General features: G+C 64.6%; 22 protein-coding genes and 1 pseudogene. 5 read left to right on the plus strand and 18 right to left on the minus strand.

Translation table 11 applies throughout. The features are described from left to right. The first annotated feature begins 66 nt into the window (after positions 1 to 66). Together ACNH6H_RS18470 and ACNH6H_RS18475 are read left to right on the plus strand one after the other, a co-directional pair. Positions 67 to 1,209 carry an acyl-CoA dehydrogenase family protein gene (locus tag ACNH6H_RS18470; RefSeq protein ID WP_418319742.1) on the plus strand — a complete coding sequence of 381 codons (1,143 nt, stop codon included), beginning with the start codon at positions 67 to 69 and terminating at the stop codon, positions 1,207 to 1,209. 125 nt (positions 1,210 to 1,334) lie between these two features. Beyond that, a complete protein-coding gene (locus ACNH6H_RS18475) occupies positions 1,335 to 2,582 on the plus strand; it encodes a CaiB/BaiF CoA transferase family protein (protein WP_418319744.1) in 1,248 nt (415 codons plus the stop codon). A gap of 114 nt (positions 2,583 to 2,696) precedes the next feature. Here the strand turns inward: ACNH6H_RS18475 and ACNH6H_RS18480 are convergent, their stop codons facing one another. From ACNH6H_RS18480 to ACNH6H_RS18535, 12 genes and pseudogenes are all read right to left on the minus strand, one after another. After that, on the minus strand, positions 2,697 to 3,554 hold the full coding sequence (locus tag ACNH6H_RS18480) for a hypothetical protein (RefSeq protein WP_418319746.1): 858 nt from the start codon (positions 3,552 to 3,554) through the stop codon (positions 2,697 to 2,699). Beyond that, positions 3,551 to 4,345, minus strand: coding sequence for a CoA-transferase (locus ACNH6H_RS18485; RefSeq protein WP_418319748.1), 795 nt, complete (start codon positions 4,343 to 4,345; stop codon positions 3,551 to 3,553). The genes ACNH6H_RS18480 and ACNH6H_RS18485 overlap by 4 nt, the downstream gene beginning before the upstream one ends. Beyond that, the gene (locus tag ACNH6H_RS18490; protein WP_418319749.1) at positions 4,346 to 5,503 is read right to left on the minus strand and encodes an acyl-CoA dehydrogenase family protein; all 1,158 of its coding nucleotides are present in this window, start codon (positions 5,501 to 5,503) and stop codon (positions 4,346 to 4,348) included. Positions 5,504 to 5,543: 40 nt separating this feature from the next. After that, positions 5,544 to 6,857, minus strand: a complete 1,314-nt coding sequence (locus ACNH6H_RS18495; RefSeq protein WP_418319750.1) for a phenylacetate--CoA ligase family protein — start codon at positions 6,855 to 6,857, stop codon at positions 5,544 to 5,546. After that, entirely contained in the window at positions 6,854 to 7,297 is a 444-nt protein-coding gene (locus ACNH6H_RS18500; protein ID WP_418319751.1) for a Zn-ribbon domain-containing OB-fold protein, read from the minus strand. The genes ACNH6H_RS18495 and ACNH6H_RS18500 overlap by 4 nt, the downstream gene beginning before the upstream one ends. Positions 7,298 to 7,309: 12 nt before the next feature. Then, a complete protein-coding gene (locus ACNH6H_RS18505; protein ID WP_418319753.1) occupies positions 7,310 to 8,548 on the minus strand; it encodes a thiolase family protein in 1,239 nt (412 codons plus the stop codon). After that, positions 8,545 to 9,267, minus strand: a complete 723-nt coding sequence (locus ACNH6H_RS18510) for an acyl-CoA dehydrogenase family protein (RefSeq protein WP_418319754.1) — start codon at positions 9,265 to 9,267, stop codon at positions 8,545 to 8,547. The genes ACNH6H_RS18505 and ACNH6H_RS18510 overlap by 4 nt, the downstream gene beginning before the upstream one ends. Before the next feature lie 79 nt (positions 9,268 to 9,346). Beyond that, positions 9,347 to 9,754: pseudogene (locus tag ACNH6H_RS18515) on the minus strand (SDR family NAD(P)-dependent oxidoreductase); the annotation flags it as partial. A gap of 16 nt (positions 9,755 to 9,770) precedes the next feature. Beyond that, entirely contained in the window at positions 9,771 to 10,940 is a 1,170-nt protein-coding gene (locus tag ACNH6H_RS18520) for an acyl-CoA dehydrogenase family protein (RefSeq protein ID WP_418319755.1), read from the minus strand. A 37-nt stretch (positions 10,941 to 10,977) separates the two neighbouring features. Further along, positions 10,978 to 11,436: a MaoC family dehydratase gene (locus tag ACNH6H_RS18525; RefSeq protein ID WP_418319757.1), complete on the minus strand. Its 459-nt coding sequence runs from the start codon at positions 11,434 to 11,436 to the stop codon at positions 10,978 to 10,980. A 34-nt stretch (positions 11,437 to 11,470) separates the two neighbouring features. Continuing rightward, the gene (locus ACNH6H_RS18530) at positions 11,471 to 12,460 is read right to left on the minus strand and encodes a Bug family tripartite tricarboxylate transporter substrate binding protein (RefSeq protein WP_418319759.1); all 990 of its coding nucleotides are present in this window, start codon (positions 12,458 to 12,460) and stop codon (positions 11,471 to 11,473) included. Next, the gene (locus ACNH6H_RS18535; protein WP_418319760.1) at positions 12,457 to 13,308 is read right to left on the minus strand and encodes an IclR family transcriptional regulator; all 852 of its coding nucleotides are present in this window, start codon (positions 13,306 to 13,308) and stop codon (positions 12,457 to 12,459) included. Before ACNH6H_RS18535 ends, ACNH6H_RS18530 begins: the two co-directional genes overlap by 4 nt. 140 nt (positions 13,309 to 13,448) lie before the next feature. Between ACNH6H_RS18535 and ACNH6H_RS18540 the strand changes: the two genes are divergently transcribed. After that, positions 13,449 to 14,546: an NAD(P)H-dependent flavin oxidoreductase gene (locus tag ACNH6H_RS18540; RefSeq protein ID WP_418319762.1), complete on the plus strand. Its 1,098-nt coding sequence runs from the start codon at positions 13,449 to 13,451 to the stop codon at positions 14,544 to 14,546. An 18-nt stretch (positions 14,547 to 14,564) separates the two neighbouring features. Here the strand turns inward: ACNH6H_RS18540 and ACNH6H_RS18545 are convergent, their stop codons facing one another. Next, a complete protein-coding gene (locus ACNH6H_RS18545; protein WP_418319764.1) occupies positions 14,565 to 15,545 on the minus strand; it encodes an IclR family transcriptional regulator in 981 nt (326 codons plus the stop codon). A gap of 188 nt (positions 15,546 to 15,733) precedes the next feature. Between ACNH6H_RS18545 and ACNH6H_RS18550 the strand changes: the two genes are divergently transcribed. Both ACNH6H_RS18550 and ACNH6H_RS18555 read left to right on the plus strand, forming a co-directional pair. Then, positions 15,734 to 16,567: an enoyl-CoA hydratase/isomerase family protein gene (locus ACNH6H_RS18550; protein WP_418321391.1), complete on the plus strand. Its 834-nt coding sequence runs from the start codon at positions 15,734 to 15,736 to the stop codon at positions 16,565 to 16,567. Further along, positions 16,568 to 18,874, plus strand: a complete 2,307-nt coding sequence (locus ACNH6H_RS18555) for an acyl-CoA dehydrogenase (RefSeq protein ID WP_418319766.1) — start codon at positions 16,568 to 16,570, stop codon at positions 18,872 to 18,874. Positions 18,875 to 18,903: 29 nt separating this feature from the next. On the opposite strand, the gene ACNH6H_RS18560 is transcribed toward ACNH6H_RS18555, so the two are convergent. The 5 genes from ACNH6H_RS18560 to ACNH6H_RS18580 all read right to left on the minus strand — a co-directional run bounded on the left by ACNH6H_RS18560 (position 18,904) and on the right by ACNH6H_RS18580 (position 24,208). Next, positions 18,904 to 20,472 (minus strand): DHA2 family efflux MFS transporter permease subunit, encoded by a 1,569-nt coding sequence (locus ACNH6H_RS18560; protein ID WP_418319767.1) that lies wholly within the window; start codon positions 20,470 to 20,472, stop codon positions 18,904 to 18,906. After that, a complete protein-coding gene (locus ACNH6H_RS18565; RefSeq protein ID WP_418319769.1) occupies positions 20,469 to 21,467 on the minus strand; it encodes an HlyD family secretion protein in 999 nt (332 codons plus the stop codon). Before ACNH6H_RS18565 ends, ACNH6H_RS18560 begins: the two co-directional genes overlap by 4 nt. A 173-nt stretch (positions 21,468 to 21,640) precedes the next feature. Continuing rightward, positions 21,641 to 22,135, minus strand: a complete 495-nt coding sequence (slyA, locus tag ACNH6H_RS18570; RefSeq protein WP_418319770.1) for a transcriptional regulator SlyA — start codon at positions 22,133 to 22,135, stop codon at positions 21,641 to 21,643. Positions 22,136 to 22,323: 188 nt separating this feature from the next. Then, on the minus strand, positions 22,324 to 23,202 hold the full coding sequence (locus ACNH6H_RS18575) for a TauD/TfdA dioxygenase family protein (protein ID WP_418319771.1): 879 nt from the start codon (positions 23,200 to 23,202) through the stop codon (positions 22,324 to 22,326). Positions 23,203 to 23,230: 28 nt separating this feature from the next. Continuing rightward, positions 23,231 to 24,208 (minus strand): Bug family tripartite tricarboxylate transporter substrate binding protein, encoded by a 978-nt coding sequence (locus tag ACNH6H_RS18580; protein ID WP_418319772.1) that lies wholly within the window; start codon positions 24,206 to 24,208, stop codon positions 23,231 to 23,233. Between the last annotated feature and the right edge of the window lie 29 nt (positions 24,209 to 24,237).

Genomic DNA, 24,237 nt, shown 5'->3' on the forward strand with positions numbered 1-24,237 from the left:
GTCGGCGACGCCACCGAAGCCAACCCTCGCGGATTTGGCGACTCGTTCATCTTCCAAGGAGCAAAAGTGAATTTTTTGAGCGCTGAACAACTGATGTGGCGCGACTCGGTAGAGCGATATGTCGACAAGGAAATCGGCCGCGAATATATTCGCAAGTGCGATATGGATCGCCGACACCCTGACGAAGCTTTTCAGAAGATCGCAAAGATGGGCTGGCTCAAGTTGCCGTTTCCGGAGGATGTCGGCGGCGACGGGATGAGCACCCTGGACTATGCGGTGATGGTCGAGATGCTCAGCAAGCACGGCGTTGATTTTGGTGTTGCCATCACGCTGCCGACCTTCACCGCGATGAATATCGCGCTTCACGGCACGCCGGAACAGAAGCAGCAGTATCTGCCGGCATTTTTCGCAGGCGAGATCCGCTTCGCCGTTTCGATCTCCGAGCCGGGATCGGGGTCGGATGCCGCAAACGCCCAGACCCGAGCCCGCCTCGAAGGCGATCATTACAAGGTCGACGGGCAGAAGCTGTGGTGCAGCGGAGCCGGTTTGAAGAATACGGTAATCGTGATGTTGGTACGTACCGACAAAAGCGACAAGCGCAAAGGCTTGTCGGTCCTGATGATTCCGAACACGACGCCGGGGCTGACAATCCGACCGTTAAATACCCTGGCACGGCGTTCGATCACCACCACTGAAATCTTTTTGGACAATGTGAGTGTGCCGGCTTCGCAAATGCTCGGAAAGCCAGGTGACGGCTGGAAAATCATTGGTGGAGAGCATTTGCAGCTTGAACGTGTCTGCGTCGCTGCGGGCTACGTGGGAGCAGCCCAGGGGGCGGTTACCGACGCACTCAACTATGCCCAGCAGCGCGAGCAGTTCGGCAAGCCGATCTTCGAATTCCAGGTCATCCGCCACATGCTTGCCGACATGCAGACGCAAGTCGACGCGGCTCGCTTGCTCGCATATCGGGCCGCCGACATGGCGGACAAGAAGGTGCATTGCGTCAAAGAGGTTGCGATGGCGAAGCTGTTCGCCTCCGAGACCTTGCAGACCGTTTCGCGTCAAGGCATCCAGATCATGGGCGGCCACGGGACCCTGCCCGAGGCCGACATGGAGCGCCATTTCAGGGAAGGCATGCAGGCGACGATCGGTGGGGGCACCTCGCAAATCCAGCGCACGATGATCGCACAGGAAATGCGCAACCGCTGAATGATCGCGGGCCACAGGCACAGGCACAGGCGCAGGCCTGGCGAGTCGATGTGACGCATCCTCCGATCGCCAGGCGGAGCTCAGGTAACGCCGCTCTTTCATCGCCTTGACAGGAGGAAGCTGCGATGGACGCAAGCGATCAAGGCGCCGACGGCCAGAAAGCCTTGGCGAGGCCGCTCGCGGGAGTGCGCGTGCTAGCGGTCGAGAACTTTCTGGCCGGGCCGTTTGCCTCGATGTGGCTCGCCGATGCAGGCGCTGAGGTGGTCAAGGTGGAGGCGCCTGACGGCGGTGACTTCGCACGCAGCAACAGTCCGGTCAGGGCCGGCGACGATGGTGTTGCGCATGGCCTGTCTTTCCTTCGTTCCAACCGCAACAAGAAAAGCATCACGCTCGACCTGAAGCATCCGCAGGGCAAGCTCATCTTCAAGGAACTGGCCAGCGAGGCCGACGTCCTGATCGAAAATCTGCGGCCCGGTGTCATGGATCGGCTCGGCATTGGTTGGGAAGCAATGCAGTTGGTGAACCCGCGACTCGTCTACGTCGCGGTTTCGGGCTTCGGCCACCATGACGTTCTTCCGAGCCCCTATTCGGATCGGCCCGCGTTCGACATCCTGGGGCAAGCGCTCAGTGGCCTGATGTACCGTCCCGAACGGCAGGACGATCGCCCGACCTACCTCGGTTTTTCATTGGCCGACATCGAAGCCGGGATCCAGGCTGCCTACGGAACCATGCTGGCACTGTTCCAGCGCCATGCAACAGGCAAGGGCAGCAAGGTCGACATCTCGCTCTACGATGCCTGCCTGGTGCTCAATGAGATCTCGATAGCGATGTATTCGGTCTTCAGGACGCCAGCCAAACCGGGACTGCACGCGGTGGCAGCGCCGTTCGGCTCCTACAAGGCGAGTGATGGTTATATCGTGATCGCCGTGCTGGGCGACCGCATCTGGGAGCGATTCTGTCAGGCGATCGGGCGCGAAGACCTGCTGCAGGACGAACGCTTCAGCAGCGGCGTCTCCCGCCAGCAGCATGTCGATGCGCTTGGCGCGCAGATCGAGCCTTGGCTGTCGGCGCGAACCCGCGCTCAGGCTGTCGACGAACTGCTCGAACATGGCATCCCGGCCTCGATGGTCAACGATATTGCGGACGTCCTGGCGTGTCCTCACGCTGCGGCGCGAAACATGTTGATGACGCTGCAGGATCCGGTGTGGGGAACGGTGGAGATTGCAGGCAATCCGATCAAGATGTCTGGTGTCGCCGAAATCGCCGCCGGCCATCCGCCGAAACTCGGGCAGCATACCGACGAGGTTCTTCGCAGCTGGCTGAAGACGGGCGACGAGCAGATTGCCGAATTGCGGACCGGCCGGGTCATCTGAGTCGGCTTCGGCCTGTTTGCATGCGATGTGGCGGCCATGTGGCCGGTGCCAGGTTGCAGTTTGTGCGACGAGATTGCTTGCGACCACCGCTGGAGCACTGCAGGCGGACCTCTATCAAGGCAAATCGCCCGCCGCTTCCAGCGCATGCAGCCGCAACAGCGCATCGCGTCGCGCTGTACCGCTGGCGAACTCGATGTCGCGCACGCGGTGCGGGTCGATCTGCGTGCGCAGCGACTGCAGCAATGCCGAGTCCGGACTGCGCGTCAACGGCAGGTTGTCGATCTCGACGGCCGCCGGGCTGCGCTCGCGCAGCATCTCGTGGGTCACGTCGGGGTGGCGGCTGATCGCGCGGCCGCCAGCGGATGTGAATTCAAACACCGCCAGGTCGGTGACCATCACCACCCGGCCGACTCCGGGTGCATGTGCGGCCAGCGGGTCGGCGACGACGAAGTCGACTGCGTCGACGAAGCAACGCTTGTCCTGCTGCGGCAGGTAGACGAGAAAGGGCTGCGTGATCTCGGCCAGTTCAGCCAGCCCCGCGAGACCGGCGAAGCGGCGCCGTTTGCCCTGTCTGTCGGCAACGTGCAGACTGTTGATGCGGCCGCGTGCGTCGATCTGCAGCGGGCGCACGAACTGGCGCACGCGGCCGGCCAGGCGCGGCATCATCTGGGCGATCCATTCGGGGGCCTCGTAACGTCGCAGTGCGCCGAGCTGCGCGGCGCGCTCGCTGCGGCTCAGGAAGGCGGGGCGCTGTGCGCGGGTCAGTGTCAGCGCCGCCGGGTCTTCGAGTGCGGGACCGAGGCCGTTCGTGCGTGCCTGTGCGAGCAGCGCGGCGACCTGATTCAGCGCCGAGGCCAGGCCGAGCTGGATGACCTCGGCCTGCAGCAGCCAGTCGCTCATCGTGCAGACCATCAGCTCGGCAACGTCAGCAGGCGCGGCGCCGCTGCCAGTATTGGTGTCGAGGTCGCTCATCGTGCAAGTCCTTCGAGCCGTGCGCGGGCCCAGCCGGCGACGGCGTCGCGCTCGAGGGCGCAGTAGTCGAGCAGCGTCGGCCAGTCGGCCTCGTAGCTGGGAAGGCAGCCGCCGGGCTTGGCGCCGCCGGGCGCGTGCACCACCATGCAGACCAGCGGTTCGGTAAGGTCGGCCTCGACGCCATCGGCGTTGATGTCGTCGACCAGTTCCTCACAGGTCACAACCGTCTGTCGCGCAGCCAGCGCCAGCAGCCGATCGGCCGCGCGGTGGCCGGCGAATACGGCGTTGCCCTGGCGATCGGCGCGCCAGGCGTGGACGTAGGCCACGTCGATGTGCAGCGGCGGAATCGCGAGTTGTTCTTCGTCGGTATATGGGCAGCGCAGCGAGCGCAGATCGGGGCGCAGCTGCGCCAGCGCAACGCCATGGCGCGCCGGCAGCGGCAAAAAACTCGCACCTTCGACCACGGCATTCAGTCCAAGCATCAGCGAGGTCTCGGTCTCCTCGACCACCTCACAGCCGATCTTCAGCCCCGGCCCCATTCCCAGCGCCTCCATGCCAAGGTAGAAGCCGCGCACGCGCTGCACCACGCCGGTGGCAACCAGCAGGTCGGTCTCGATACCGCCGGTCAGCACCAGCAGTTCGTCGAAGCGCAGGCCGTGCGCCGCCCAATGCATGGCCGCGGCCATCGGACGGCGGCTGAAGCTCCAGCCGCCGAGGGCGACGCGGGCGCTGCCGCGCGCCAGTTCGGCGGCGTCGGCGAGGTTCGCCAGCTTGCCGTCGGCTGTTGTCATCTACAGCCCCATGCCGCGCGCGATGATGTCGCGCTGCACCTCCATCGCGCCACCGCCGATTTCGAACAGCTTGGCGTCCTGGAAGTGCATCGGCAGTCCGGAATCGACGCTGTAGCCGTAGCCGCCCAACAGGTGCAGACCGGTATAGGCGCAGTGCATGTAGCATTCGGCGCCGGCCACCTTGGCGAACGAGGCCTCGTTGTGGCAGGCGCCGGTTTTCTCGAGCACGCTGGCGCCACGGTAGACCAGCAGCCGCGCCGCCTCGACCCGCAACTGCATGTCGACGATCTTGTGCCGCACCGATTGCAGTTTGGACAGCGGTTTGCCGAACTGCACACGCTGCTTCAGATAGGCAATCACCTCGTCGATGATGGCCTGCGAGGCGCCGACGCCGATCGCGCCGTGGTAGAGGCGCTCGTTGTCGAGCCCGCCGAGCACGCATTTCCAACCCTTGTTTTCCGGGCCGATCATCGCGTCCGGCGGCACCACCAGATCGCGAAAGTTGGCCGAAAAAGTGGGCACCATTGCCAGCCCCATGGTCTCGATCCGTGTCAACTCGATCGCCGGATTGCTGCCCGGTTTCTCGATCAGGAAGGTCGAGATACCTTCCTGTTTCACGGCTGATGGGTCGGTGCGAGCAGCCAGGATCAGGAAGCCCGCCGATTCGGCCTGCGAGCAATAAAGCTTTTCGCCGTTGATGACCCAACTGCCGTCGGCGCGCTTGACGGCGCTGGTGCGCAGCGACGCTGCGTCACTGCCCGAGCCGGGCTCGCTCAATCCCAGCGCCATGAAAACCTCCCCGGCCATCACCTTCGGCAGAACCAGGTCCTTCTGTGCCTGACTGCCGAATTTCGCCACCATCGGTGCCAGGATTACCGCGGCGCGGCCCCATGCCGTGGTGGCTGCCGACGAGGCGCGCGCGAATTGCTCGACGAAGGCCAGCATGCCCGTCGGGTCGGGCTTTTCGAGACCGCTATAGGCTTCGGGCAGCAGGAATCCGTAGTAGCCGAGCTGGCCCAGCTTCTTGAACAGTTCCCGCGGTGGCTCGACCTTGTCGCGCACCCATTTCAGAATCTGCTGGCGCGGCATTTCCTTCTCGACGAAGCGGCGCGTCGTCTCGGCGATCGCCCGTTGCTCTTCACTCAGGTCGAAATCCATCGGTGTTGCTCCAGTTCGGGCGCCGCCGTTCGCCCGCGCGTCAATCGCGCGGTTCGTCGATGACGCGCAGGGTTTTGTAGCCGACGCGCGGCAGGTCGTCATGGAACGACACCTGCGTCGGCAGCTTCAGTTCCGCATCGAGGTGGTGTTGCAGGCGCTGCCCGACAGCAGTGCCGGTGGCGTCGTCGGTCAGCGTGCTCGGACGCAGCAAACGCACTTCCAGCTTCTGCGGCTCGTCAGCCTTGCGCATCAGAGCGAACTCGAGGTTGCGGCCGTCCTCGCTGCGCGACAGCGCGATCTCGACCTGGAACGGGTAGACGGCGGTGCCGCGCACCGGCACGCGATTCGCCAGCCGGTCGAGCAGCGTGAAGCGGCGCGATGTGCGCCCGCAGCGGCAAATGCCAGGGTGAACGCGCACCATGTCCTCGGTTCGCCAACGTACATGAGGGGTGGCACGGCGGTAGTAGTCGGTGATGACCATCTCGCCAACGTCGCCTTCGCCGACCGGCGCGCCGCTGGTCGGGTCGATGACTTCGACCAGCGTCATGTCCTCTCCGTGCCAATGCTCGCCGTCGTGGGCTTCGCATTCGGTGCTGAAGAGGTTGAAGTCCGAACCCTGGCCCGACAACGTCGTGACCTCGATGCCCAAAGATTGCCGGAACTGTGCGCGCGCCTCGGGGCCGAGCGCCGCACCCATCAGGATCGCACGCCGGTGCGGCAGCGCTCCGCCCGCGGGCGTTGCCGCAGCGTGCTGCGCCATCGCGCGCAGCGTGGCCACGCCAGCCTGCAGGAAGGTCGGCTCGAGCGAGCGTGCGACCTCGACATAGCGCGGCACCTGAGTCGGTTCGTGGTTGTCGCGGATGATCCACTTGACGCCCACGCGCTGCGCGCCGAGGCGAAAGATGTCGGCCGCTGGCGTGAACGGCGTCACCAGCAACTGCAGCACGTCGTTCGGCCGCAGCCCGCTGCACCAGAACAGGCGCGCCGCCAGTTCGACGTTGCGGTCCAGATCCTGCGCGTTGAACGCTTGGTAGGTCTGGCGCCCGCTGGTGCCGGCGGACGGACCGGACAACACGATGTCTTCGCGCGCCACGCACAGGTGGGGCAGGGCGCTGCCGATGCGATCCATCGCGGCGCGAAGGTCGTCCTTCGTGCTCAGCGGCACGAGCGCGGCAAAATCGGCCAGCGTTCGAACATCTGCCGGGTCGACTTGCGCAAGGCGCTCGCGCTGCATTGGTGAGCGTGCCTTCACCCAAGCCAGCAACGACTGCACACCTTTGAGCTGCAGCGCCTGCCGGGCCGCCGGCGCCAGGCCTTCGGCCGCGGCGTCCCACATCTCGCGCTTGATGTTCATCGCGGTGTTTCTCCACCGATCAGGCGGAACACCGGCAGCGGCACCTCGCGTTGTGGAAATGTCACCTGCACTCGTTTGTCGACCGCCATGTCTTCAGGCCGGCCTTCGATCTCGGTGAACAGGAACCAGTCTTCGTCCAGTCGCACCAGTCCGATGGTGTAGGGCGAGCGCGCGCGCCACACCGCCGACGGTGGCCGATGCACGACCGAGAAGCTGTAGATGCTGCCCGCGCCGCTGGATTCCTGCCACGCCGGCGTGGCGCCGGCCTCGCACATCGGACAGATCGAGCGCGGCGGAAAGATCGCGCTGCGGCATGCCGGGCAGCGCTGGAACAGCAGTCTGCCTTCCTTGACAGCGGCCCAGTAGGGCAGCGCATCCTGTGTCACGCGCGGCTCGGGAAATGATTCGGTGTAGTCTGCGAATTCGCCTTGTTCCAGCATGATGAAGTGCTCCTACTGTGCTTCGGTGCCGAGGATGACGGCGCTGTGGCAGGCCAGCATGCCGCCGGCCGAATACGCCATCGCACGCTGCGGTGAGTTGCCGGCCAGCAGACCGAGCGGGTTGCCGCGCAGCTGGCGCACGGTCTCTACCAGCGAGTCGGCGGCGACCGAGATGCCGGGCTGGCCGAAACCCATCCAGCCGCCGTTGGTGTCGACCGGAAAGTCGCCGCCCGGGCGCATGCGGCCGCTGCGCACCAGGTCCATCGCGCGGCCCTTGGACGCAAAGCCGAGATCTTCGAGTTGCACCAGCACCGTGTGCGAGAAGTTGCCGGCGAGCGCGCCCAGCTGCATGTCGGCTGGTGTCATGTCGGCCATCGCATAGGCCTCGCGCGCGGCGTGTGCGGCGCCGGTGGTCGTGATTGCCGGCAGCGGGCCGAGCGGGATGCGGCTGTTGCGCAGATTGATGCGCTCGCACAGGTACTCGTGCGTGGTGCAGGTACCGAAGCCGTGGATGTAGATCGGCTTGACCGCCGGGCCTGCCTGCCTGGCGCGTTCGACGCTGGTGACGACAAAAGCGCCTGCGGTGCCGCCCGGCCCCCAGGTAGCGCACATCCAGCGCCGCAGCGGCGACGAGATATAAGGCGAGCGCATCACGTCGTCGACGGTGATCAGGCCGTGCCGGCGCTTGGCCGCCTTCGGGTGGTGCACCGCCCATTCCTGGCGCTGTACCGCGACCTCGGCGAAGTCCTCCTCGGTGACGCCGAACTCATGCATGTATCGGCAGGCGAGCTGGGCGTAGATGGTGGGGATGGTCGGGCCGTAGGGGAATTCGAACTGCGGGCAGGCGTCGGTGGCGGCACCCACCGCGGTGGCGTCGATGAACAGCTCGACCGCATCCGACTGCACGCACAGCACGTAGTCGGCCACGCCGGCGGCGATCGCCAGTGCGGCCTGGCCGATCATCGCGTTGACGCCGGCGCCGTGGAAGGTGATCTCGGTCGTCATGCGCACCGGCATCTGCATGTGCGAGGCGAAGATGTTGTTCCACTGCGGGCGCCGGTCGGCCCAGGGCGAGCGGCCGGTGAGCAGGATGTCGATGTCGTCTTTGCGGATGCCGGCGTCCTTGAACGCGGCCCAGCTCGCTTCGGTGGCGAGCTGCAGCGGGTCCTTGACGTCCTGCTTGTCGGCGTATGCATCGCCCATGCCGATGATGGCGGCGACGCGGCCGAGAGAGCGGTCGGGTGTCTTCAAGCGGTGACTCCTGTCGGTCTTGGGGTGGGGGGCAGGGGCTGGTCCCACCCCTGCAGCGAAGCGGCCTCGTCGCGGCACTGGGCCGGCGTGCCGAGAAACTGGCGGTCGAAAACACAGCGCTTGAACCAGTGGTGCAGGCCGAGCAGATCGGTGAAGCCCATGCCGCCGTGCGCCTCGGTCGTCATGCGTGCGACCTCGCGCGTCACGTCTCCGACATGTGCCTTCAGTTGGCAGGTCAGCAGAGCCGCGTCAGCGGTGCGCTGATCGTGTGCATGTGCGGCCTGCCAGAGCAGCGCGCGGCATGGTTCGAGCAGCGCCACCGCCTCGGCCCGCGTGTGTTTCAAACCCTGGAAACTGCCGATGACGCGGCCAAACTGCACCCTCTCGCGGGCCCGGGACACGGCCGAATCGAGCATGTGCTGGGCCGCGCCGATGGCGTCGGCGGCGAGTGCGATGCGCCCGGCGTCACGCACCCGACGCGCCATTGTCCAGGGGTCGGCTGCAGCTTCGAGCAGCACTGCAGGGGCATCGTCGAAGCGGATGTCGGCGATGCTGCGGGTGCGGTCCAGGTGGGCCTGCAGCGACACGGCTAGCCAACCCGCTGCCGATGACCGAGCCCGGCGCGACCGCATTGCGCGCACGCCGTGGTGCACCCATTCGAGCGCGGCAGTCTGTGTCAGGTTGATCATGCCGGCGCGCGCGGCGCCGGTGTGACCCATGTTGGGGAAGCCGAAGTCGAACGGCGACCACGCCGACGATTGCACCACCATGTTCACGCAGCCACTGCACGAAGACCTCGCGCATCATGCTGAAGCCGCCATTCAGGTTGTTGCGCACCACCGCGTCCCAGCCCTTGTCGGAGATGTTTTCCAGCGGGCTCGGAAACTGGCCTCCGGCGTTGTTGACCAGCCCATCGATGCGACCGTGTTCGGCCAGGATCGCCGCCACCCCTTCGCGAACCGCGCTGCCGTCACGAATATCGATCACCTGCACGCTGGCGCGGCAGCCGAGTTCGGCGAGTTCTGCGCGCACCGTCTCGAACTTGGCCAGGGTGCGGCCGACCAGCACCGGTGTGGCGCCGAGGGCGGCCAATTCGTGCGCGGTGCAACGACCGATGCCGGAGCCGTCACCGGTGACCACGATCACTTGGCCGGCCAGCAGGTCGGGCCGAAATGCCGAACGGTAGGCGGTGTCAGCGCTGGTCATTGACGACTTCCGTCTGTCAGTCGCAGGGCAGGCCGAGCTGCTTGGCAATCACGCGCAACTGGATCTCGTATGACCCCACGGTGACCGGCGCGACCAGTGCGTCGAGCGCCATGCGCATTACCGGCAGTTCCTCGGTGATGCCCCAGCCACCGCCGATGTGCAGGGCATTCTGCGTTACCCGGTACACCGCCTGCGTGACGAACAGCTTGGCGGACGAAACGTCAAGAATGATGTCCTTGATCGCCGCGCCGCTGTCCCAGCGCTGTGCGGCGTGGTAGGTGTACAGGCGCGAGGCTTCGACGTCCACATGGCCTTGCGCGAGCATGAAGGCGATGCTCTGATTGGCACCGATCGGTTTGCCGAACTGCTGGCGCACCTTGGCATACTCCAGCGCCCACGCGAGCGCGGTCTGCATGTGGCCGAGCCAGCGCGCCGCGACCATCACGCGCTCGCGATTGAAGCCGGCCATGATCGCGCCGAAGCCGGCGGTCAGGCGGCGCGACTCGGGCACGCGCGCGTTGTTGAACATCACGCGGTAGGTCGGCAGCGGACGATTCGCATAGGTCTTGATCTGCGAGGTCTCGACGCCCGGTGTGTTGCGGTCGACGGCGAAGAAGTGCATGCCGCGGCGGCCCTGGGTCGGGTCGGTACGCGCCAGCACCAGCATCGTGTCGCAGTCGCCGCCCAGCGTGATGAAGGACTTGATGCCGTCGAGGATCCACTCGTCGCCGTCGCTCCCGCCCACCCGTGTGGCGGTGGTCTTCAGGTTCTGCACATCGCTGCCGGCCTCGGGCTCGGTGACGGCCAGTGCGAGCAGGCACTCTCCTGCGCAGTTGGCGCGAACCATGTCATGATGAATCGCATGGCCGTGTTCGGCCAGCAGCGAGCCGGCGACGCCCTGGATCAGCGCCATGATTGCCAGGTTCGGATTGGCCTTGGCCTGCTCTTCGATCGAGATCGCTTCTTCGGTGACGCCGAGGTCGGCGCCGCCCATTGCCTCGGGGGCGTGCAGGCCGATCAGGCCTGCCTTTGACGCGGCGACAAAGAATTCGCGCGGGAAACGCGCTTCGCGGTCGGCCTGCTCCCAGCGCGGCTTGATCTCGCGCTCGGCGAATTTGCGGCACATGTCGCGGAATGCTTCGCGGTCGACGCTGTTGGGAGGGGTACGGCGTTCGGATTGGCTCATCGTATCGGAGTGGTGGGGCAAGTTGGTGGAACGGCGATCAGACGTTCGTCGGGGCGCGCGAAATCAGCACGCCGGCCATACCACGCTGCACCAGTGCGCCGTCGCTGCCGAGCACGCGGAACTCGAGCTTGACCGCGCCGGCGCTGCTGCCCTTCGCCGAGTCGAGGTCAAGCACGAAGCATTCGACCCTGACCGCGTCGCCGACGAATATCGGGCCGTAGAAGCGCCACTCGCCGATGTCCAGCATGACCTGCAGGGCGGCCCCGAAAATGCCGCTCAACTGGGCCAGCACTTTGGCGATGACAAGTGGGCCGTGCGCGATCAGGCGCCCGTAACGGGTAGCCTTGGCGAACGCGGGATCGGTATGGATGGGATGTCTGGCATCCATCAGCTCGGCATAGCCGGCCACCAGTTCTGCGCTGCAATCGAAACCTGGCAATGCCAGGCGCATGCCCGGTCGGATGGCATCGAGCCAAAGGGGTTGGTTGGTGTGCATGGGTGGTCTGTGGTCACACAATGGGGCCGTCGGGTCATTCCGGTTGGATGTCGAATTCCTTGATCAGCCGGATGTAGCTCTGCGACTGTTCTCGTGTGAAGTTGGCCAGCTCCTGCGGCGTCGACGGCACGGCATCGATGCCCATTACGGCCAACCGGCTGCGAACATCTGGCCGCCGCAGAATCGTCGTGAACTCGCGGTTCAATCGCTCGACCGCATCCTTGGGCATGCCAGCCGGGCCGTACAACGCCCACCACGCCGGCATGTCGGCGAAGCCCTGGATGCCGGTTTCGGCGATGGTTGGCACGTCCGGGAACATCGCAGTGCGCTGGGCGGCAGTGGCCAGCAGCGGACGCACCTTGCCGGCCTTGGCCTGACTGCTGGCAGTCACCAGGTCGGTGAACATCCAGTGCACCCGGCCGGCCAGCAGTTCAAGCAGCGCTGGCGGGGTGGACTTGTAGGATATATGCACCATATCCACGCCGATCGAATTTTTCAGCATGCCGCCGTACATCAGGCCACCGAGGTTGCCGCTGGCGTAGTTGAGCTTGCCCGGGTTGGCGCGCGCGTACTCGATCAGATCGGCGAGGGTTTTCCAAGGCTGCTCAGCTGCGACGATCAGCACATAGGACGTGCCGGCGAGCCGGGTGATGGGTGTGAAGTCGCGGATCGGGTCGTAGTTGACTTTGCGCAGGATGCCGGCGGGAGTGGCGACGATCGAGTTGGTGGCGGCGATCACGGTGTAGCCGTCGGGTGCCGATTTGGCGACATGCTCGACGGCCAGGGCTGACATGGCACCGGGCCTGTTGTCGACGACTACGGTCTGGCCAAGCGCCGCGTTCAGGGGTTCGGCAACGATGCGCAGGAAGGTGTCGGTTGCTGAGCCAGGGCCGAATGGCAATACCATCCGCACTGGCCGATCGGGATACTGGGCTTGGCTGGCGAGGGGGACGAGGCCCGTCAGCGCCGCCAGCAATGCGCTGCGCGCCAACTGGTATCTCAGCGTGAGCGGAGCAATCTTCATCGTGGTCTCCTCATGGGTGTGTCGGCTGTGGTTTTTGTTGTTGGACGCGCGATGCGTGCGCGGCGTGACGCTTCGTCGGAGCGGGGCAGGCTGGCGCCAGCTACTGCCGGCAAGGCCGATCTGGTGCCGCGGCCGCCGAGGGTCCAGGAAACCTGACGGGCGGCGTCGGTCACCAACTTGATCAGCAGCTCACGCCGGGGCTCCAGGCGAGCTATCGGAACGCCGATGCCGATCGCATGGTGAACACTGCCGTCGCGTTCGATGATCGGCGCGGCCACAGCCGCTGCACCAGCCGTATGTTCACCCTGCGTGACAACGACGCCGGTGGCGCGGATTCCCTCGACGATGCGCTGCAGGCGCGTGCGGTCGATGATCGTCTGCTTCGTCCTCCGCGGCATGTCGGTTTCGGCCAGATAACGGCGGATGAAGCCAGCGTGCTGGAAGGCAAGCAGTGCCCGTCCCAGACCGGTGCAATACAGAGGCCAGCGCGAACCGATCCGGGGCGAATAGCGGATGTCCTGTTGGCTGTCGATCACATCGATATAGAACGCGTCGGCCGCACGTTCGTCCAGCGTCGCAATCATCGCCGTCTCACCGGACCGTGCCACCAGCTCTGCTGCGACTGGCCGCGATGCGGCCAGCACGCCGGTGTCGGAGGCGATGACCGCGCCCAGCCGCATCGATGCCGGGCCGAGCGTATAGCGCGCATCGCGTGAGTTGACATAGCCTGCCGTCACCAGAACCTTCAGATGATTCAACAGGCTGGTCTTCGGAATCTGCAGTGCCTCGGTCATCGCGGCCAGCGACAGGCCGCCGCTCGAGGCCGCAAGCAGCTCGACGATGTGCATCACGCGCAGCGGCGATTTCGGGCCGCCGTAGGTCTCACAGGCGATGTCGGTACTCAAGTCCTGAACCATTATTGGTATGATGGTCCTGTATTGGACCAAATGTCAAGGACGCATCGCGTATGCAAAACCGCATTTGTGAAATGTTCGGGATCGAAGCCCCTATCTTCGCGTTCTCGCACTGCCGCGATGTCGTGGTCGAGGTGTCAAAGGCAGGCGGCCTTGGTGTGCTGGGCCTCGCGCGGATGAGTCCGCAGCGCGTCGACGCAGAACTGCAGTGGATTGACGACCACATCGGAGGCCGCCCCTACGGTGTCGACATCCTGATGCCCACCACCTACCAGGAGATTGGCGAGGGCGAGGCCAAATTCGATGCCGAGCAGCTTTTTCCCGGCGAGCACTTGTCGTTTGTGCGCAGCATGCTCGACCGTGCCGGCGTCCCGCCGCTGCCCGAGGCCGACGCAGCGCAAATCGAGCGCGACTTGGTCTCGACCTTCAACTTCACACCCGGCGAAAGCGCCGCAATGATCGAGATCGCGCTGCGCCACCCGATCAAGCTGATCGTCAATGCCTTGGGCTCACCGCCGGCCGAACTGATCAGGCGTGCGCACGAACGCGGCATCAAGGTCGCGGCCATGGCGGGCGCGCCCAAACACGCGATCAAGCACCGCGACGCGGGCTGTGACTTCGTCATCGCGGTGGGTACCGAGGCTGGCGGCCACACCGGCAGCACCACCTCGATGGTGTTGTGGCCGCGCATTGTCGATGCGGTGGCGCCGCTGCCTGTGCTGGGGGCTGGGGGGGTCGGACGCGGGCGGCAGTTGGCGGCAGCGCTGGCGCTCGGTTGCGAAGGCGCCTGGTGCGGCTCCGTATGGTTGAAGACCGTGCAAAGCGAGGTGACACCCGAAATTAAGGCCCGCATGTTCGAGGCCGGGCCCGACGATGCGGTGCTCACCCGCAGCGTGACCGGCAAGCCCTGCCGCACGCTGCGCAGCGCCTTCACCGACGCCTGGGACGCGCCGGGCGCACCCGAGCCACTGCCGGCACCATTGCAGGCCATCCTGTGGTGGGGGCAGGGCCGCACCCGGGTCGAGCGCGTGCGGGCGAAGGAATTTCTGACCTATCCGGTCGGGCAGATCGTCGCCGACATGCGCGAGGAGACATCGGTGCGCGAGGTCGTGCAGGACATGCTGGGCGAACTCGCGGAGGTCAAGGAACGGCTTGATCGCCTGCTGGGATGAGCACGTGCCGGCTGGCTTTCATGCGGATTTGGTGCGCGCGATGCGGGTCTTTCGCGGCGTGATTGCGTGGCGCTGCTCGGCGATTGCGGCCGCCACCGGGTGCAGTTCGGATTCGGTGTGACCAAGGCCAAACGAAATGCGCTCGGCGGCTTCGCGAATCAGCGTCGCGAAATCCTTCGGATGGGCGAGCGTTCGGCTGACCGGTGCGGCCATGGTCAGGGCGGCGACCACACGGCCCTCACGGTCGAAGATCGGCGCCGCAAAACCCGCCACGTCGCTGGAAACCTCGCCGACGGTGATTGCGAGCTTCTGCTCTCGAATCTGCGGCAGCAGACGACGCAGATCGGCGCTGCGAGTCAAGGTCTGTTCTGTCAGCGCAGCGAACGGCGCGCGTTTGAGGTAGCGGGTGATATAGGCTGGATCGGCAAAGGCCAGCAGCAGGCGGCCGGCTGCCGAACAGTACAGCGGGCGGACGGTGCCAATCGACACGGTATAGCGGATCGAACTCGACGATTCAATTTTCTCGACATACACGGCATTGCCTGCATCTTCATCGAGCGTCGCCACCAGGACTGTCTCGCCACTGCGGGCGACCAGTTCGCGCATGATCGGCGTGGCGATGCGTGCGATCGTAAGCGTGGGCATGATCGAAACACCGAGCCGGTATGCCGCCGGCCCCAGCACGTAGCGACCGTCGCCGTGAATGATGTAGCCGTAGTTGCACATCGGGCGCAGCAGGCCGAGCAAGCTCGTTTTCGGGGACTCCAGGTCGACGCTCAGCGCAGCGAGCGACAGTCCCTGCGGCGCTGACGCAAGGTGCTCGACGATGCGCAGGATGCGGATCAGCGAGCGTGGCCCCGTGTTGTGGGCAGCGGTTTTGGCATCATGCCGGCCCGCAGACTGTGCCGCCTTGATCCTTTGTTCTTTCATGGGTGATTTTCTCCTGGGATGCCGGGGCTGGATTTGTTCTACTGGACGGGAAAAGGGGATCATCGCCATCCTGTATTCTCCATTACGAACGGTATTCCGGAGTCCGCATCAAACGATAGAATCAAGAAAAGCTCGCAGCAAGGGCGTGCACCAACGTGCGCTGCCCGCCATGCCGAGCCGTTTGCCATCACAGGAGCGAACGTCGGATGGCCGCTTCAATGACGCGATCCCCGACATCAGCATATGAGGGCCGCAGCATGAGTTATGAGACTGTTGATTACGAGGTGCGCGACAACGGTGTCGCGGTGCTCACGCTGAACCGGCCGGCGCAGCGCAATGCGCTGAGCGTGCAGATGCGTGACGAGATCGCGGAATTGCTGCCGCGAATCAGTCACGATGCGGCCGTCAAGGCGCTGGTACTGACGGGTGCGGGCGAGCATTTCAGCGCCGGCGGCGACGTGTCGAACATGCGCAAGCCAGTCACAGCCCGCACCCCGGCTGACAGCCGCAGTACGCTGCGCGATGTTCATGCCTGGCTGCCGCAATTCGTCGGCCTCGAAAAGCCGGTGATCGCGGCGGTGGACGGCGTGTGTTACGGCGCGGGATTCAGCCTCGCGCTGGCGGCCGACTTCACCGTCTGTACGCCGCGTGCGCGCTTTTGCCAGGCCTTCGTGCGCATCGGTCTGGTGCCTGACTTCGGCGCTTTGTTTCTGTTGCCGCGCATTGTCGGTCTGAAGAAGGCAAAGGAGCTGATGTTGACCGGGCGGGTCGTCGAGCCCGACGAAGCGAAGGCGCTCGGTATCGTCTGCGAGATTCACCCGCCTGAGCGCCTGCTCGACGCTGCGCTGGTGATCGCCACCCGCTTCTGCCAGGGACCAACCGAAGCGATTGGTGTCACCAAGACGTTGCTGAACCAGACCTTCCAGAGCGACGAGCGGCTGATGGGCGAACTCGAAGGATTCGCCGCAGCGAGCGTAAAGACCCTGCCATATCACCACGAAGCGGTTGATCGCTTCTTTTCGAAGCAGCCGCTGCGTTTCGACTGGGATCGATTGGCCAGTCAAGACAGCAACCCGGAAGGAGAGTCCTGAATGATCGACCTGAGTCTTCGCATCGACGCGTACAGTGACGATGAACGCATGGTGCGCGATGCCGCCAGCAGCTATTGCTCGCGCGACCCCGAACTGAGGCGCGTGCGTGCGTTGCGCGGCATGACGCCGAGCCACGATCAGCAGGCCTGGAAGGAACTCTCGGCCATGGGCTGGCTCGGTGCGCGCCTGCCCGAGAATCTCGGTGGGATGGCACTGACGAACGCCCAGTGGGCCCTGCTGCTGGAGCAGTTCGGCCGTTCACTCGCGCCCGAGCCGTTGACGGCAACGGCCGTTCTGGCCGCCGGCGTCCTGCTCGGCGGCGACAACGCCGCGCTGAAGGACCGCTGGCTGCCGCGGCTGGCAGCGGGCGAATGGCTGCCAGCAGTGGCTTGGCAGGAGCGGGCGGGCCCGCAGTCGGACGGGCGCGCCGGCGCGTCCGCCACCCGTGCGACGGATCGCGCTGGAGGGTGGACCCTCAATGGTGGCAAATGCGTGGTCGCGGCAGGCGAAAGCGCAGATGCCTTCATTGTTTCGGCGCAAAGCGCTGGCGGCCTTGGCCTGTACCTGGTGCAGCGCGATGCGCCGGGCCTGACAGTCAAGACGCGCACCCGTGTCGACGGGGGCACCTGGAGCGAACTCGTGTTGAAGGATGTCGCGGTCGGCTTCGACGATCTGGTGGCAAGCCCTGCCGTCGCTACCGACACGCTGGAGCGCGTGCTCGACGAAGGCCGTTTCGCGTTGAGCGCCGAGTTGCTCGGCCTGATGGCGCGCGCGCTCGAGCTGTCGGTCGACTACATCCGGACACGCGAACAGTTCGGCAAGAAAATCGGCAGCTTCCAGGCCCTGCAGCACCGCGCAGTTGATCTGTTCGTGCTGGTCGAACTTTCGCGCGCGGTCTTGCGCCAGACCGCGCAGTGCCTTGACGAACCTGGCATCGACGCCGCCGCTCGCGCACTGGCTGTGAGCCAGGCCAAGGCGCGATGCGCGGACGCCGCGTTGAAGGTCGCCAAAGGCTGCATCCAGCTCCACGGAGGCATCGGCTACACGGACGAGTGCAACATCGGTCTGTTTCTCAAACGTGCGATGGTGCTCTCAGCCTGGCTTGGCGACGCGGCCATGCACCGTCGCCGCTACGGTGAACTGGCGGGCGGGGTCAGCGATGATGCCGGTGCGCAGACGACGGACCCGTTGTGCCGCGAGGTGCGCTCCTTTCTGAGCGTGAACTTTCCGGCCGAGTGGCGCTTTCCGCCGCACCGCCTGAGCCTGAAGGACACCGAGCCATGGCAGCGCAAGCTGGCTGAAAAGGGCTGGGCTGCACCGGGCTGGCCGGTCGAATACGGTGGCATGGGTTTGCCTCCGTTCGAGCAGTTGAAGATGGCCGAAGAATTCGACCGTCATGGCGTGATGGTCATGACCAACATGGGCGTGGTGATGCTCGGAGAACTGCTGATCCGCTACGGCACGCCGGAGCAGAAGCGCGAGTACCTGCCGCGCATCCTGGCCGGTGATCAGCGATGGTGTCAGGGCTACTCGGAGCCCGGAGCCGGATCCGATCTTGCGGGGGTCCAGACCAGGGCCGTGCTTGACGGCGACACGTTCGTCGTCAACGGGCAAAAGATCTGGACCTCGTTCGCGCACGAGGCGCACATGATATTCATGCTCGTTCGCACCGATCCGCAAGCCAAGAAGCAGGATGGCATCAGTTTCCTGTTGGCGGACATGCAGAGTCCGGGCATCACGGTGCGCCGTATCAAGAACCTGACCGGCAGTTCGGAATTCTGCGAAGTCTTCTTCGACAATGTGCGCGTGCCGAAGGCCAATCTCGTCGGTGATCTCAACAAGGGCTGGACGATGGCCAAATCGCTGCTTGGCAACGAACGCATCATGATCGGCCACCCGCGGCTGGCCAAGGTGCCGCTGCAGTCGTTGCACGCCTTGCTGAAGACGCGTGAACTGTTTGCCGACCCGGTGCTGCGCTCGCGTTTCGACGAATTGCGGCTCGACGTCGAGGATCTGGCGGCGTCTTATGTTCGCATGGCCGACGTGCTGCGTCGCGGCGCCGAACTGGGCCCCGAGGTGTCCATGCTGAAGATCTGGATCAGCGAGACAATGCAACGCGTGACCGACATGCTGCTCGAGGTCGGCGCAGACGACGCGACGCTGGACGAGCTGACGACATTGGCCGATGGCACCCAAGTCCACATCGCCAACCAGTATTTTGCGTCGCGTCCGGCCACGATCTACGGCGGATCAAGCGAAATCCAGCGCAACGTGCTGGCCAAGGCGGTGTTGGAACTGCCGTCCTGATCCTCCGCGAACCGAAGGCCGCGCCGTCGTCAGCGCGGTTTCGAATCTCGCATCAGCAAGGCCGGTATCAGGCTGATGATGAAGGTCGCGCCGAGGATCACGAAGCCGTCGCGGTAGGCGAGCATGTGTCCCTGGGCGTAGACGACGCGGCCAAGATAGTTCAGCGCACCGGCTTGCTGAACGGCCTCGGGAACGCCCATCCGCGCCAGCAAATCGCGCACACCGCGCAACAACTCGATGGTGCTCGAATTGGCTGGGTTCTGTGCGGCGGCAAGCGCCTGCGTGTAGAAGCTGGTGCGCGATTCAAGGGTCATGGCAAGCAGATTCACACCCACCGCGCCACCGAACTGGCGCACGAAGTTGATCGCACCCGAGCCTTGCGCCAGCAGGTGCACGGGCAAGGCCTGGAGGGCCCCTGCATTGAGGCCGGGCATGATGAACGAGAGCCCGATCCGGCCAAGGATGATCCACCATGCCATGTCGAAGAAGGAGGTGTCCGCATCCGCGAAACGCATCAGGTAAAAGGAGTATGCGAATACGCACAGTCCGAAAACCACAGGCACGCGCACCGGCAAGCCGTCTGTCAATCGGCCGGCCAGCGGGAACATGATCGCGAGAATGAGACCGCCCGGCATCAGCACCAAGCCTGCCCGCGTGGCGGTATAACCCTGGATTGAGAGCACGAACAGCGGAATGATGTAAGTCGAGCCGAAGATGCCCGCGCCGAAAATGAACGCCAGTACAGAGGCACTTGCAAAGGTCGGGTTGACGAACAGCCGGACATCGATCAACGGTGCAGCACTGTGCAGTTCCCAGAGCAGGAAGCCGACAAAGGCCGCCAGTACCAGCGCGAAGGCCAGCATGACCGGGCCGGACAACCAGCCCTGGCTCGGCCCGTTGGTCAGGCCGTAGAGCAGCGCGAACAGGAATATCGACAGCATGCACATGCCTGGCCAATCGAATGGACGCAATGGTTCACGCGAGGAGCGACCGCGCAAAAAAATTCGCGACAGAAACAGCCCGAGCAGGCCGAATGGTACCGGCAGGAAAAAGACTTCGCGCCAGCTGAAGTGGTCGACCATGATGCCGCCCAACGTCGGCCCCAGCGCCGGTGCCACCACCACACCGACACCGTAGATGCCCATCGCGGTGCCGCGCCGGTTCGGTGGAAATGCCTCGAAGATCGCGAGCATCGCGAGCGGCTGCAGGATGCCCGCCGAGGCACCCTGCAGCACACGGGCCAGGATCAGCACGCCTTCGTTTGGTGCCAGCCCGCCCATGATCGAAGCGAGCAGGAACACCAGCAACGCCGCCGTGAAGCTGTTGCGCTGGCCGAACGAATCGACCATCCAGGAGTTGGCCAGCATCGTGGCCGTCATTGCGCCCAGAAAACCGGTGACCAGCAACTGCACATGATCCTGGCCCATGCCGAAGGCACCCATGATGTTGGGCAGCGCGACGTTGATGATGGTCGAGGTGAGGATGGTCGCGATCGTGCCCAACATCACCGTCACGGTGATGTACCACCGGTAGCCCGCTCCGAACCGTTCGCCAAAGGCCTCGATGCTTTCGGCGTGCGCCGGCAGCGCGGTGATCATTTGCGGACTGTCACCTGGACCATCATCCCCGGCTTCAGAAGCGGGTCCGATCGACTCAGAGCGATCCGGACCTGCAGCCGCTGCGTGACCTTCGTGAAATTGCCACTCGGATTGGGGTTCGGCAGCAGTGCGAACTCGCTTGTCGCGGCGCCGCCGATGCGATCGACCGTGCCTGCGAAGCCAAGGTCCGGATAGGCGTCTGCAGTGATCGAGACGGCCTGACCCGGTCGGAAGTGGCGGATGTCGGTTTCCTTGACGTTGGCCTCGATGCGCAGGCGCTGTGGGTCGTGCAGCATCAGCAGCCGTTGTCCCGGCGTCACGTACTCACCGATGCGAACGAAGACCTGATCGATGTCGCCGTCGAATGGCATCGTGATGACTCGATCGGCCAGATCGAGCTGCGCCCGCTCGATTTGTGCAAGCAATTGATGCCGTTCCGGCTCGAGCGAAGCTGCCTGGCGCTGCAGCACCAGCAGTTCCTTGCGTGCCGCCTGCGCAACCCCCACTTGTGCCACCGCTGTCTGGACCTCGAACCCGGCTCTGGCGGCCTGCTGACGGGCCGCTTCGGCGGCCATGCGCGCGCGCTCCCAGTCCTGCAGCGAGATGGCCCTGGAATTCTTCAGCGGCGTCAGGCGGTCGAGATCGCTGGTCGCGAAATCGAGTTCGGCGAGGGTTGCCAGCACAGCCGAGCGCGTGCTGGCGAGTCGGGCCGCTTGCGCCCTTTCCTGGGCCCCGGTCCGGCTGTCGACCATTGCGATCCGTGCATCGATCTCGGCGCGGCGTGTCGAGATGCCTTTGACGCGGGCATCCAGTTCCTTCATCATCAATTCCGACTCGCGATCGTCGATCTTGACCAGTACCGCGGACCGCTGCGTCGAATCGCCTGCGACCACGTTGACCGCCGTGATTCGTCCGGCGACCCGGCTGCTGACCGCGATGATGTCAGCCGCAATGCGCGCGTCATCGACAACGATGTGGGTCAAATGCCGATTCATCCAGATTCCGGCGGCGATGACGATTGCCAGACCTGTCGCAACAAGAGCGAGTTGGCGCCAGCGGGCCGGAAGTGACTTCGCACCCACGGGCGATGGCGAACTCGAAGCGGCGATTGGACTCGCGTTCTGTGTCATGGGTGGATGGGGCTGCTCGCCGTCACGTCGGTGGCTTGTCAAGTTTTTGTACGGGGGATTTCAGCGCGCTGATCCGCGACCTTGCGATCGGCTTGAATGTTCGCCCCGATCCGCTCGAACACGCGCAGACAGACCGCAATTTCTGCATTCGAGACGCCGGCCAGCAAGTCGGTTCGGACTTGGTCGGCGACCGACTGGATGCGCTTGAGAACCGGTGCTGCGGCTGCTGTGACGTGTATCGATTTGGCGCGCCGGTCGTCGAGTGAGTCGCGTCGCTCGACCAGACCGTCTGACTCCAGACGGTCCAGAGTGCGGACCAGTGTCGGTCCCTGGACGCCAACGCCTTCGGCAAGCGCTGTTTGTGGCAGACCGTTACCGCCGCCGCGGGCCAGGTGATACAGCGTCAGCCAGCGCGCCTGTGTCAGCCCGAAAGGCACCAGGCGTGCGTCAAGCTCGGCTCGCCACCCTCGGCCGGCGCGGCCGAGCGCCGCGCCAAACTGCTCGCGCGCCGTGTTCACAGCAAATGCTTTCATAGCTACCTATTATATAGGAAGCTATTGAAAAAGGGCTGGGTCCTCTATCTGCGAATGGCCCCGGATTCGATCAACCTTGCGCCGGTGCCCGGAGTGAAACTGCATGGCTGCAATGCTCGGGGGCAGCACGTCGCTCCGGCGTGCATCAGTGCACGCCTGTCGATCCGGGGCCGCGCCTGTCCCGCGGTTTACCGCGTTGGCTCTTCGTAGAGGGCCCCCGATGGCTCGCCGAGAATCGTCGTGCGGTGCATGTGGCGGTGTGTGCCGGGCAGTCGATCGCGCAGTGCCTTGTGCATTGCGCAGCGGTTGTCCCACATGATCAGATCGTGCCGGCGCCAGTGGTGGCGGTAGGTAAACTCCGGGCGCACCGCCTGCTGAAACAGCGGCTGCAGAATCGCTTGACTCTCGGCATGCGTCATGCCTGCGATGTGGGTGGTGACACCTTCGCTGACATACAGTGTCTTGCGGCCGGTTTCGGGATGCACCCGCACCATCGGCTGCACTACCGGCGGGTTGACCGCGATATGCGCCTTTGCGAATTCGGGGTTGCGTCCCTTCTCGGTGTCATGAATTGCCCATGCGTAGGTATGCACTGCTTGCAGCGGCTCGATCAGGCGTTTGAACCCGTCGGACAAGCTGTCGTAGGCCAAGTACATGTTGGCGAACTGCGTGTCGCCGCCAACTTCCGGGATTTCCAGGCAATAAAGCAGCGAACCCATTGCGGGGCGCAATGTGTACGACATGTCGGAGTGCCAGTTGACACCAGTCTCACGGGTATTCGAGGGACTGCCGTCTGCATTCGGCCGGGTCGTAACGATGAAGATTTCTGCGTGTTCGGGATGGCGATACTTGTAGAGCGCGGAATGATCATCCAATTGGCCAAAGCGTGCACTGAAAGCGATATGCTGTTCTGGTGTGATCTGCTGGTCGCGGATCAGGACGATGCCGTTGTCGACCCAGGCCCTGCGAATCTGGGCGATCGTTTCATCGCTCATCGGCTGCGTCAGGTCGGCGCCCAGGATTTCGGCGCCAATCCCGTAAGAGAGGCGTTTGACGGTAATGTTCATGAATGTGTGCTCCTGCGTTGAAAGCGGATTACTCGACCCGCGCGCCGGAGTCGCGAACAATCTTGGCCCACTTCGCCGTCTCGGTGCGAAGATGTGCTGAGAACTGCTCCGGAGTACTCGACAAAGGCTCCATGCCAATGCTTGCGAAGCGCTCTCTCAGATCGGCCTGCGCCATCACTTTGGCGGTTGCGCTGCTGAGTTTCGCAATGATCTCGGGCGGCGTGCCGGTCGGCGCCATCAGGCCGTACCAGACGTACAGGTCGAATCCAGGGAAACCCGACTCGGCAACTGTCGGCACCTGGGGCTCGAGCGCTGAGCGGCTCGCCGTGCTGACAGCGAGGTATTTCAGCTTTCCAGCCTGGACATGGGGACCTGTCGTGGCCCACGCGTCGAAGATGGCGTGGATGCTGCCACCAAGCATGTCAGTGACGCCTGCGGCGGTCCCTTTGTAAGGCACGTGCGTGAGCCCGGCCCCGGTCTGGCTTTTCAACACCTCCATCGCCAGATGCGTCGTTCCTCCGATGCCCGAAGACGCGTAGTTCAATTGAGCGGGCCGCGACTTGGCCAGTTCGATCAAATCCTTCAGCGAACGCACCGGGAGCGCAGCAGGCACCGTCAGGAATAGCGACATCTGGCCGACCAGGCCGATCGGCATGAAGTCCTTCAATGGATCGAAAGGCAGCTTCATGTACAGAGCCGGATTGACAGCCAGCGGACCTGCAGCGCCGAACAACAGCGTGTAACCATCGGCCGGCGCCCTCGTGGCGGCGGCGGTAGCAATGTTGCCGCCTGCACCTGGGCGATTGTCAACAATCACTTGCACTGCCAATTCGTGTGTCAGCTTTTCTGCAATGGCACGCGCCATCAGGTCAGTGCCACCGCCTGCGGAATACGGCACGATGAGTCGTATCGGCTGGTTCGGGTAGGGTTGCGCTGCGGCGCCAGGCGACAGAACCGCGAGTGTGATTGCCGACAGGATTGTGGATAGGCATTTGATGATGTTCATGCTAGCTCCGGTGGTGAAAGAGATTGAAT

This window comes from Pseudideonella sakaiensis, from assembly GCF_048320135.1.
In the GTDB taxonomy this organism is placed as follows: domain Bacteria; phylum Pseudomonadota; class Gammaproteobacteria; order Burkholderiales; family Burkholderiaceae_C; genus Ideonella_A; species Ideonella_A sakaiensis_A.